This is a genomic window from Bacteroidales bacterium, assembly GCA_012519055.1.
Classification (GTDB): domain Bacteria; phylum Bacteroidota; class Bacteroidia; order Bacteroidales; family Salinivirgaceae; genus JAAYQU01.
The window spans coordinates 252043-264034 of record JAAYQU010000045.1; the positions used below are offsets into that span (position 1 = coordinate 252043).

11 protein-coding genes are annotated in these 11992 nt (G+C 36.0%); 4 read left to right on the forward strand and 7 right to left on the reverse strand.

Features of this window, described 5'->3' with window-relative positions:
* Positions 1 to 6 precede the first annotated feature (6 nt).
* The 5 genes from GX311_09240 to GX311_09260 form a co-directional block, all read right to left on the reverse strand.
* Entirely contained in the window at positions 7 to 768 is a 762-nt protein-coding gene (locus tag GX311_09240) for a PHP domain-containing protein (GenBank protein NLK16564.1), read from the reverse strand.
* Positions 769 to 1101, reverse strand: a complete 333-nt coding sequence (locus GX311_09245) for a serine kinase (GenBank protein NLK16565.1) — start codon at positions 1099 to 1101, stop codon at positions 769 to 771.
* A 37-nt stretch (positions 1102 to 1138) separates the two neighbouring features.
* A complete protein-coding gene (locus GX311_09250; protein NLK16566.1) occupies positions 1139 to 2524 on the reverse strand; it encodes a 4Fe-4S binding protein in 1386 nt (461 codons plus the stop codon).
* Positions 2525 to 2587: 63 nt separating this feature from the next.
* Entirely contained in the window at positions 2588 to 3010 is a 423-nt protein-coding gene (locus GX311_09255; protein ID NLK16567.1) for an anti-sigma regulatory factor, read from the reverse strand.
* A 5-nt stretch (positions 3011 to 3015) separates the two neighbouring features.
* Entirely contained in the window at positions 3016 to 3360 is a 345-nt protein-coding gene (locus GX311_09260) for a hypothetical protein (protein NLK16568.1), read from the reverse strand.
* A gap of 760 nt (positions 3361 to 4120) precedes the next feature.
* Here GX311_09260 and GX311_09265 point away from each other — a divergent pair.
* From GX311_09265 to GX311_09280, 4 genes are all read left to right on the forward strand, one after another.
* Positions 4121 to 4657, forward strand: a complete 537-nt coding sequence (locus tag GX311_09265) for a T9SS type A sorting domain-containing protein (GenBank protein NLK16569.1) — start codon at positions 4121 to 4123, stop codon at positions 4655 to 4657.
* A gap of 163 nt (positions 4658 to 4820) precedes the next feature.
* The gene (locus GX311_09270; protein NLK16570.1) at positions 4821 to 6260 is read left to right on the forward strand and encodes a hypothetical protein; all 1440 of its coding nucleotides are present in this window, start codon (positions 4821 to 4823) and stop codon (positions 6258 to 6260) included.
* A gap of 119 nt (positions 6261 to 6379) precedes the next feature.
* Positions 6380 to 7342, forward strand: coding sequence for a hypothetical protein (locus tag GX311_09275; GenBank protein ID NLK16571.1), 963 nt, complete (start codon positions 6380 to 6382; stop codon positions 7340 to 7342).
* Positions 7343 to 7577: 235 nt separating this feature from the next.
* Positions 7578 to 8774, forward strand: coding sequence for an ATP-dependent 6-phosphofructokinase (locus GX311_09280; GenBank protein ID NLK16572.1), 1197 nt, complete (start codon positions 7578 to 7580; stop codon positions 8772 to 8774).
* A 215-nt stretch (positions 8775 to 8989) separates the two neighbouring features.
* Here the strand turns inward: GX311_09280 and murB are convergent, their stop codons facing one another.
* Both murB and GX311_09290 read right to left on the reverse strand, forming a co-directional pair.
* Complete coding sequence (gene murB, locus GX311_09285; GenBank protein ID NLK16573.1) at positions 8990 to 10006, reverse strand: UDP-N-acetylmuramate dehydrogenase; 1017 nt, start codon at positions 10004 to 10006, stop codon at positions 8990 to 8992.
* A 6-nt stretch (positions 10007 to 10012) separates the two neighbouring features.
* Positions 10013 to 11866 carry a YgiQ family radical SAM protein gene (locus GX311_09290; protein NLK16574.1) on the reverse strand — a complete coding sequence of 618 codons (1854 nt, stop codon included), beginning with the start codon at positions 11864 to 11866 and terminating at the stop codon, positions 10013 to 10015.
* Positions 11867 to 11992 lie beyond the last annotated feature (126 nt).

The window sequence follows — 11992 nt, forward strand, 5'->3', positions numbered from 1 at the left end:
ATTGCTTTACTTTGATTGAGCTTTGTTCCTAAAACCCTCTATTTTTCTATTATCTTGATTTTTAAATGCTTTTACTATCTCTTCTAAAGTTGGATTTTCTATATTGTAAATGGTATATGCGTCTCCAATGTTTTCTATGAAATGTGCATCTGAACTCTGTGTGAATGTAAATTTCGAGTACATGGGGAATTTTTTTCCGAACTCCTCTGTTGTTGTGTATCTCGATAGCTCCAATGCTTCAAACCGCAAATCTGGGGGGATAAATCCTAACTGGCTTAAAATCGAGTATTTTGGTCTGTCGATATGTGCAGGAACAAATACTCCACCTATTTCATGAACTTTCTGTTCAATTTTATCTATTGAAACGTCAAGAGCAGTAATTAGCAAGGTTTCAACCTCTTCAACAATCATCTCGTCTTTATCCACAACTAATTGGTAACCAAACTTTTCTGTACTGTTTTGTATAAATGGCAGATGCTCGTCAATATATTTTTGAATTTCATTAACTTGCTCATAGTTATAGAAATAGGCTAAACAGTGAGCCTCCTCTTTGGTTGTTATCTCTACCCCTGGAATAACAGTAATGCCTTTCTCTTCAGCTACTTCGGCTACTATTTTACACATTTTTGTAGAGTTGTGGTCGGTAATAGCCAATATATTGATATTGCACAATAGAGCTTGTTCCACGATATTTTGTGGGCTCATCATCAAATCTCCGCAAGGCGAAAGAACTGTGTGTATGTGCATATCAGCTTTATATAAAGGCATTTATTTTAAAAGGGTATATAGTTTTCCTGTTATATCAAATGTTGATTCGTCTGTAGCTAAAATAGGTATTTGCTCTTCCTCGGCTTGCTCTGCCATATCTGCATCAGGTTGAAATCCTTTTACTAAAATAATTGCAGCCAACTCTTTTAGTGATGCTATTGCCATAACGTTTTTGTGCGTTTGTAGGGTAATCCAAACTTGACCTTCATTTGAAAATCCCATAACATCGCTTAAAAGGTCGGAAACATATCCGCCGGTAACTTCGCGATTTAAGCCCTTGCTTCCTGCCAAAACAGTAAGGTTTAATTTATCTACGATATCTTGTACTTGCATAATTAATTGAATATTATTAAGTTTGATTTATATTTCATTACTTATTTGCATTTTTTGCTCCACGTTTTGTACAATCTCTTTCGAAGCAGTTTTTACCCCAAATTTTTCGCATTAACTGTACACTTCTTTCCTGACTTAAAGCCCCACGATTTTGCATTTGTGTTCGTACGAAAACACAGTACGACATTTGCGCTTTGCGTTGAGCAATATCTTCGGCAAGAGATTGACATGACGGTGCTCCGCACATTCCACAATCGGTTCCCGGCAGATAGCACATCAACCGCCGTACCTTTTCCAATTTGCTTATGGCTTTATTTATATCTTCGTCAATAGCCATCATAGAGCGTGGTTGTATGTCGTGAATAATGCACTTGTTGTGTAAATACTCTCTCTCATCTAAAATAGGGTTTTCAACGGGATTTATCATCAGGCTTTCACGTTGTCTTTTTGAACGTTTTTTAATCCCTTCAACTGCAATAAATCTGTTTATTACTGTAAGTATCCCGCCTGCACAGCTTTCATCGCATGCACGAATTTCCACAAAATCAATGTCGGTAACTTCGTCGTTCTCTAATTTTTCTAAAAATTCAATGGCATTATGTACTTCATCAATAGCCAAACAACGTCCTTCGAATCTGTCAATTTCACCGTTTGTTAGAGGCCAACGAATACTGCGATGATGTATTTTAGAGGCTTCTATATCACTGAAATCTAAGTTCTTATTGTTTTTAAGAATCCACGATATTTTATTGAAAATAAAATTCATATTAATAACACCATCAATAGATGAGTGCTCTTCGCCAACAGGGCTTTTAATAGCTGCAATTTTTGCTGCGCAAGGAGTGATATAGAAAATTCCTATATCATTTGGTTCTACACCAGCATCTTCTAACTTTTTGCGATAATAGATTGCAGCAATGTCGAGTGGTTGTTTGCGTTTTATAAGGTGCTGGACTAATGATGGAAATTTTACCTGTATTAATCTAACTATTGCAGGACAATATGATGATATAAGAGGCTTTGTATCACCGTTTTCAGTCATATAATCCCTAATATTATCTACAAGAAAATCCACTCCATTTTCAACTTCATAAACATCGGTAAAACCTAATTCATAAAGAGCTGCAGTTATTTGTCGTATATCAATATCAGTATCAAATTGACCCAATAATACACATGGAACAAGGGCAACCCTGCGTTTATAGTTAAAAATCATTTGAAAATCATCTTGTTCAACACTGATAGCCTTTGCAGGACAAGCCGTTAGACAAACGCCGCAGTCAATACATCTGTTTTCGTAGATTTTAGCCTTCCCGTCACGTACACGTATTGCTCCGGTTGGACACGCTGTCATGCAATGTGTGCAACCAAAACATAATTCATTGTCGATTTTTAGTGCGTGATGGAAAGCTTGTTCTTTCATATATATTGAGTTAAAAGTTTGTAAAGTAGAGACGGAGCATGCTCCGTCTCTACAAAAAGTAAATTATGTTGTTTTACTCAGGTAATTTACAAAATTGAGAGTTGTGCCCTTATTTACAACACTCTCTATATGCATTTTATCGGTATTTCGTTTAATATTTGGTAATCCCATTCCTGCGCCAAATCCCATTTCTCGTACAGCAGGGCTTGCTGTGGAATATCCCTCAACCATCGCCTCTTCAATATTTGGTATTCCAGGACCTTTATCCGTTATGGTTATGTTTATCTCTTCGGGTGTGATTTTTACTTCTACTTTACCAGCATAGGCGTGAGCACACACATTAACCTCAGCCTCATACAGAGCTACCACAACACGTTTGATAATCTTGGGATCTATATTTATTTGCTTTAAAACCTTTTTAACTTCACTTGAAGCTGTACCGGCACTAGCAAAATCGCCCCCCATAATTTTGAATTCGAACTGCATTGTTTCTAATATAAAGATTCTAGTCCAGCGTTATACAGTAGAGCCGAAGCTTTAAACATTGAGTAGCTACACTCAATTATTGTTTGCTCATTTTCAATTGCTAACTGAATCATATCTTCAGTTGCCTTTTTACCTCGTACCAATACAATGCACGAGATATCCGACATTTCAGCAGTTCTGATGGCTTGAAGATTAGCCAACCCCGTTAGTAATATCAAATGTTCGGTATCGATTGTTAATACATCGCTCATCAAATCCGACGCGAATACGTACTGATACTCTGTTTGCTCTCCGCCTTCTCCTGTAATTATTCGAGCATTTAATACTTTGGCTACCTCCTTATGGTTCATAGTTTATCTGTTAAAGCATGCTAAATTTATTTTGCCTTAGCAAAGATAAGTTTCATTTACGAAATTTAAGCATAGAGTAGGGGTTGTTAAGTAATTCATATTCAGTTTAAATAAATATTTCTTTTTTAAATGTGTGATTTATTATTCCTTAATGTAAAATAAATCACATTATTTGAGTTTAAGCGAAATTATACATTATATAATGAATTGATATAGAATGATAAACGTTAAATTTGTCGAAATGTAAAATAGTTCATAAAATTCTCAATAGTGAAATATATTACTTTTGAAAATTACAATAGAATTCTGTTTTGAGTAAATTTGAATTAGGAGTTATAAAATAAGGAAAATTTTGCATTTGTTAGTTGAATTTAATTTATAAATCATATATTTACAAATGCGAAAAATTTGTTTCACAAATTATATGCTGGTGATAAGTATAAAAAACGAAACCGAAGTGGTAACAACATATAAGGCATAAATTAAGAAATAAAACAAACGAAAGTACAAATTTAAAATGATAACTATGTAGAAATAAAGAAAATATAATATAGCGTTTTAGCCGATTTCTGTGTTCGGAACCGACCAAATTTCAAATACAAACAGGAAAAAAGCAAAAACGTCACGCTAATGCGTGGTCGTTGCTTTAGACTTGTTTGTAGGGTTCTTGGTCGGACCTCGGATACGGTGTAGGCAATATGACCACGCTATTTTTTTATATACGTATTAATAATAACCATAAACATAAGGAGAATAATATATGAGAAACAAAAAAGCTACAACGGAGGTGCAAAGTGTAAGGTATAAGGTGCAAGTTTACGTGATGACAACACTTTTAACTTTTACCTTTCACCTTTTAACTCTTTCTGGGTTGCAAGCACAAACAAGCATTAACGCCGCAGGCGGAGATGCTTCCGGTAGCGGAGGCTCAGTGAGCTACTCCGTAGGACAGGTTGTTTACACTACTAACACTGGAGCGACTGGTTCTGTGGCACAAGGTGTACAGCAACCCTATGAAATTTCAGTAGAGATTGGAGTTGAGAACACAGAGATAAATCTTTCGGTTTATGCTTATCCCAACCCAACAAGCAATTACTTGCAGTTGAGAGTTGAATATGAGAACTTTAAAGATTTATCTTATCAGCTTTACGATATAAACGGCAAGCTTTTACAAACAAAGGAGTTAGTAAGCACAGAAACCCAAATTGATATTAGTAGCTATGCAGCTACAACCTACTTTGTAAAAGTAACCCAAGGAAACGAGGAGTTAAAAACATTCAAAATCATAAAAAGATGATAATTAGTGAACAATTACTTAGTTGAATGCCAAGGTATTGTAGAGACGTCACATTGTGGCGTCTCCCGTAAAGCTAAAAGTATTTGGAGGTGGCAACACTTCCACCAACCACCAATCACCAAATTAATTAACAATGAATAATAAACTTTTAAAACATAAAAATATGAACACAATTCTAAAAAAATCAATCATGGTACTTGCAATTTTTGCATTGTACCTTTTATCTGTGCTAGCACAAACTCCTGAAAAAATTAGTTATCAGGCAGTTATACGTAATAGCAGCGATGTGTTAGTTGCAAATACGCAAATAAGAATGCAGATAAGCATTTTGAGAAGCTCCGCTGTTGGTACGATTGTTTATGCAGAAACACAAACGCCAACTACTAATGTCAATGGCTTAGTAAGTATTGAAATAGGTGCAGGCTCAGTATTAAGCGGCAATTTTGCTACAATTGACTGGGCGAACGGACCATATTTTATTAAAACAGAAACCGATCCAACGGGTGGAGTAAGCTACTCTATTACAACCACAAGCCAGTTGCTAAGTGTGCCTTATGCTCTATATGCTAAAACTGTTGAAACTGAAACCGACCCAATTTTTACTACATGGGATAAATCAACAGGTATTTCAATTACCGAAAGCCAAATCAGCGACTTTGGTACCTATATTGAAACAGAAATTGATCCCACTTTTACTGAATGGGATAAATCAACGGGAATTTCAATTACAGAAAGTCAAATTAGTGACTTAGGCGCTTATATTGAAACAGAAACTGACCCTACTTTTACCTCATGGGATAAGAATTACACGGATTTAACTAATAGACCTACAGCTATAAGCGATTTTACTATGGATGCAAATAATTTAAATATAACCAATCTTGCAACCCCGGTAAGTGCACAAGATGCAGCAACAAAAGCATATGTAGATGCTCTGTTGGCAAGAATAGAATCTCTTGAAGATTTAAGCAGTGTGTTTACAGATTTAAGAGACGGTAATTATTACAAGATAGTAAAAATAGGAAATCAAGTTTGGATGGCTGAAAACTTAAGATATTTGCCGAGTGTAGTTAGACCAACGACAAATTCAGATACCACGCCATACTATTATGTATATGATTATAATGGAACGAGTGTTGCAGAAGCCAAAGCTACTGCATATTACAGGACTTATGGTGTATTGTATAACTGGGTTGCTGCAATGGGAGGAGAGGTAAGTATTAATCCTCCAAGCGGAGGACAGGGAATATGTCCCGAAGGTTGGCATTTGCCAAGTCATTCAGAGTGGAATCAGTTAATATATTATATTGGCTTAGGAGGCAATGCAGGAGGTAAACTAAAAGAAGTGGGAACAGCTCACTGGATGTCTCCAAATGAGGGAGCAACAAATGAATCTGGTTTTACAGCTTTAGGGGGTAGCGCCACTGCAGGTGGATATTTCGGTGTTATAGGTGAGAGTGGTAATTGGTGGAGTTCCTCGGGAAATTATGGAATTGATAATCCAAAGGCATCTATTCGTATTATGTATTATGATAGCGGAAATGTATTTAATGAATATAGATCTATATCACACGGTTATTCTGTCCGCTGTGTGCGTGATTGATTTATTTGACTTGTTTTCCTGTTGTGTATTATAAACAGGGGATAATCAAATAAAAATTTAAAGCAAATACTAATTTATACAAAACATTTAATAATAATAGACTAAAAAAAGACTGACATATGTACGGACTAAAAGATTTAAAAAGTAAAATAGAAATTGACGCTAATTCAGTAGAGTGTCCAGTTAAAGGCTGTTCTTTTAAAGTTGTTCGACAAAGGAAAACATTTAAACGAGAGCAAAAATATCAATGCTGTACTCATAAAATTTATATTTCTCCCTCGACTTTTGCGTACGAAACTGAGAAAGAAAATCTTTTGTGGCATGATAGTTCAGACAAGCAACTGTTTGAAGAAATAAAAAAGGTCAAGAGAGAAAGCCGTATTGCGAGAGATAATAGTGAAGATGCCTTGACTTGGAATGTTATGAGGTTTCTTGATAGACAAGGGCTTGTTACAGATTTTCTTTCAAAACTATCTAACAAAAAAATAAATGAATCTGAGCTAATACTATGGTCATATTCTCCTAAAGAGAAGTCGAGTTGGACGTTATTAAATAAAGCACGTGAAGAGTTTGGAGAAATTATTAGAAGAGGTTCAGAGCCAGATATTATAGTGAAGACAGATAAAGTATTGTATTTTATAGAAGCAAAGTTAAATGCAAATAATAAATCTAAGCCAAGTAATCCCAAAAACAGAAAACAATATGAAACAGGCGGAAATAACATGTTCCGACAAATATTCAGATCAGATTATGAAACTGTAGTAATTAAAGATAGACGATACGAACTAATGCGTTTCTGGCTTTTAGGCAATTGGATTGCACATCAACTTAAAGTTGATTTTGAATTTTATAATCTTGTTCCAAGTTCTCGGGAGAAAGATATTGAATCAGGATTCGGTAAGCATATAATTCAAACAGAAAAAAGTAAATTTTTTCGTTTGACTTGGGAAAAGATTTATGATTATATAAGAGTACTTGAAGATGATATAGAGAAACAAAAGATAATAGAATATTTTGAAAACAAGACAATAGGATATAATAATAGAGGAAATATTATTAAAGCCTTTGATATCGCAAAATGATATAAGAAGACAAAACAATAAACAAAAGCCAACTACGCCATGATATAGTTGGCTTTTTAAATGTCTCGTTTCTTATTCAGAACGAGAGCGTATGAAAACAAATTTACTAAAAACCATACAAAGTTACAAAAAAATAACAATATGTGACCTAAAAAAATCTTCTATAAGTTAAAAAACTCATAATCTATCGCTATATTTATGACGTTTTATCAAAAAAAAATTTAAACATAATTTTATGGCACAAGGAAAAACAACAATTGGAATTTTAACAGGTGGAGGAGATGTTCCTGGTCTTAATCCTGCAATTCGTTCAATTACTTTAAGGGCTATTAGTGAGGGTTACAATGTAATCGGTCTTAAAAGAGGTTGGGCTGGAGTTTTGAACATAATACGTGACAAAAAGGCTGATAACTCAAATAACTATATTCATTTAACAGAAGAGGTTGTAAACAAAGCAGGACGATCGGGTGGTACATTTTTGCATACATCTCGCACTCGTCCCAGCCATCTTCCAAAAGATGAAGTACCAGACCATTTAAGAGATAAATACAATAAAGATATTAATGATTTAACTCCGGAAGTTATTAAAAACCTCGAGTTTCTTGGAATCGAATATCTTATTCCTATAGGAGGAGATGACACTCTAAGCTATGGAGTACGTCTTTATCAAGAGGGTGTAAAGGTTGTAGCCATTCCAAAAACAATGGACAATGACGTTCCCGGAACAGATTATTGTATAGGATTTAGTACATGTGTAACCCGTACAATCAATATGATAAATACTTTGCGAACATCGGCAGGTTCACATGAAAGGATTATGGTTGTTGAGGTATTTGGTCGCTATGCAGGATTTACAGCTATGATCCCGACAATGGCAGGTGCAGCAAACAGATGTGTTATACCTGAACATAAGTTTGATATTGAGAGACTTACTGAGCTGTTAATGGAGGACCGTTTTAAAAACCCAAGCCGTTATTCTGTAGTTTTGGTTTCTGAGGGAGCTATGTTCAAAGGAGATGAGCATATGATGTTTAAGGATACCGAAAAAGATCAATATGGTCATGCAAAGCTTGGAGGAATAGGAGATGTTGTTTCCGCTAAGATTAAAGAGCTATCACCAAAATACCTAGGTGGAGCAAAGGTTGGAACAATTTCCCAAAATCTTGCATATTTGGTTAGGGGAGGAGACCCTGATGCTATCGACTCACTTGTCCCTATGGCATACGGAAACTTGGCTCTCGATTTGATTCTCAAGAAAATTCACGGACGTGTAGTTGTTGTTAGGAATGGCAGATACGACAATGCTCCGATAGATGTTGTTACATCGTACAAAAAGTTAGTTAATGTAGATAAATATTACAACATCGACAGGTTAAGACCTAAGTATAAGAACTTTGAACAGCAGACGATGTTCTTTATGACGGGAGACTAAGGCAATGTGCAATTAGCAATGAACAATTAGATATATATTGTTAATAGATTGAAAGTCAGTTGGTTATTGAACGTTTTGAGTTAGCAATGAGAAATTATTAACGCCTAAAGGCGTTAGAGAAAATTAATTTTCACGTCTGTCCGTTCTATTATTGGCACAGTGAATGTCGCGCCTTCCCAATAATTGTTCATTGCACATTGCACATTGTTAATTGCTTACCAGATGTTGACTTCGGGTTCCAATTCAATGCCAAATTTGTTTTTTACTTCGGCAATAACTTTTTGGGCAAAGTTCCAAATATCACTACCGCTTGCTTTTCCGTGGTTTACTAAAACTAAAGGTTGATGTTTATATGTGCCTGCTCCCGATTTTGAAATATGTCCCTTTAGTCCGCACTGTTCGATAAACCATGCAGCTGAAAATTTGGTTTGGTTGTCTGGAGCGTTCCAATTTGGGATATTTGGGTGCTGTTCAATTAGTTGGCTGGCAACGGCTTTACTTACTACTGGGTTTTTGAAAAAGCTACCAGCGTTGCCAATTATTTTAGGGTCAGGAAGTTTGCTGTTTCTTATTTCAATAACTTTCTCTCTGATTTTGTCGGGATTTGCCTCTTCGATATTGTTAAAAGAGTCTGATAAAGCTTTGTATGATAGATTTGGTCGTGGTTTAAGTAGTAGTTTGAATTTTACCGACAGGATTAAAAGGTCGCGATTTTCAGGTGTTTTAAAGATACTGTATCTATATCCAAAATTGCAATTTTCGTGTTCAATGTCGTAAATTTTTGATGTTTGTAGACTTATAACCTCGACACTTTCAATAAATTGCTCTACCTCAACGCCGTATGCTCCGATATTCTGAACTGGTGCAGCACCAACGCTACCGGGTATAAGTGACAGGTTTTCAAGTCCATACCATTTCTGTTTTATTGTGTAATCTACAAGCCAATCCCAATCTATTCCGGCTTCGGCGCGTATCGTAATATCATCATCGGTTTTGCTAATAATATCAATTTTTTTGCCTGTTGGCTTGATTATAACTCCCTTAATATCACCCTTTAGCAGAATATTGTTGCCAGAGCCTAATATTTTGAACGTATTGTAATCCTTTAGCTTCTCTTTGGCAAATTTTTCAATCTCTTTTGTTTCGCTAAATTCGTAGAAATATTGGGCGAGAGCATCTACTCCAAACGAGTTATGCTCCTTTAAAGGGTAGTTTGAATACAGTTTTTCCATGTTTAACTATTTTTTGTACGGTCTTTTCGGGTTTTGAAAGCCACGTATCTGTTTTAAAATATCTGATCTATTGTTTTTCGATAGAAAGTTCTCTATCTCAATCCGTTTTGTTCTCTCCTTAATAAAAAAGAAACTCTTTTGTATCCGTTTTTCCTCCATGTCACGGGCAACGTAAACTTTTTTTCCTGTATATGGGTTAATCCCCGTGTAAAACATTGCGGTTGATAGAGTCATAGGTGTTGGAGTAAAGTCCTGAATTTGTTCGGTTAACGTATTTTCTTTTGAGGTTTTTTGGTGCAGTTCCAACATATCTTTCAAAGTGCACTCTGGGTGACTTGAGATAAAATATGGTATTATCTGTTGGTTTTGCCCATTTTTTCGGTTCTCCTCACCGAAATATTTTGCAAAGCTCTGATAAAGTGTATAAGGTGGCTTTCGCATACAGTTTAATACGTTATCTTCTGTATGTTCGGGCGCAACTTTAAGGCGACCGCTAACGTGGTTTTTTATCAGATTGGCTGCATACTCTCGTCCATCATTTGACATATTTTGACCTGCATACAACAGGTCGTAACGCACCCCGCTACCAATTAATATTCGTTTTATTCCCTTGATTTGCAGGGCTTTTTTATACAGATTAGTTAACTGTTTATGACTGTTATTAAGGTTTTTACATATTGTCGGGAAAATACACGAGGGTCGTTGACACTTTTTGCATATTTCAATATCCTTTCCCTGCATTTTATACATATTGGCTGACGGACCTCCTAAATCGCTTATATTGCCCTTAAAATCAGACATTTGGGTAATTGTTTTCAACTCCCGAAAAATCGACTCCTCCGAGCGATTACTTATAAACTTTCCCTGATGTGCCGAGATAGCGCAAAACGAACATCCTCCGAAGCACCCACGATGAATGGTCACAGAGTGGCGTATCATCTCGTAAGCAGGAATAGCACCACGTTTATTGTATTTTGGGTGCGGTAGCCGTGTAAAAGGCAGATCGTAGTATTTATCAATCTCATTGGTTGTTAGGGTAGGATATGGGGGATTAATAACAACCTCAGAATCAAATGTTTCCTGAACAAGTGTTGATACAAACATCTTATTTGACTCTGTTTCAATAACTTTGAAAGTCTCGGCATAAACTTTTACGTCATCCAAGCATTTTTGGTGCGATGCTAACTTTATGATATTCTGTTTGTTATCATTGCTACAATTGTTGTCAATGGCTCTTATATATCCAACTTGTGGAAACGATTTGACTTTATCAAAGTTGCCACCATTTAACAAATGTTTGCAAATTGCTTCAATCGCTTTTTCTCCCATTCCATAAACCAACAGGTCTGCTCCCGATGTATGTAAAATTGAGGGCATTAGTTTATCCTGCCAATAGTCGTAATGTGTTAATCTACGCAGACTTGCCTCTATTCCGCCAACAATTATTGGTATGTTGGGATATATTGATTTTAGGATTTTAGAATATACAACGGTAGGATAATCAGGGCGAAAGCCTGCTTTACCATCTGGCGTGTAGGCATCGTTTGACCGTAGGCGTTTATGAGCCGTATAGTGATTAACCATTGAGTCCATACAGCCTGCAGATATTGCAAAGAAATATTTTGGTTCGCCAAACTTTTTAAAATCGCGCAAATCATCCTGCCAGTTGGGTTGCGGCACTACTGCAACTTTCATTCCTGCCGACTCCATAACCCTTGCAATCATGGCTGTACCAAACGAGGGATGATCGACATAAGCATCACCACTAAAAAACACAACATCGGGCTTTTCCCAACCGTGACGTTGCATCTCTTTAACTGTTGTAGGGTGCCATTTTGTGATTGGCAGGGGTTGTTCCATTTATGATAACGTTATTTCTTACGGTTTTGCAAATTTAGAAAAGTTAATATAGGTACAAGGTAAAAGGAGCAAGAAACAAGTACTTACTCCTTTTAACTTTCAGTACATACAGCGCATGCACTGTAC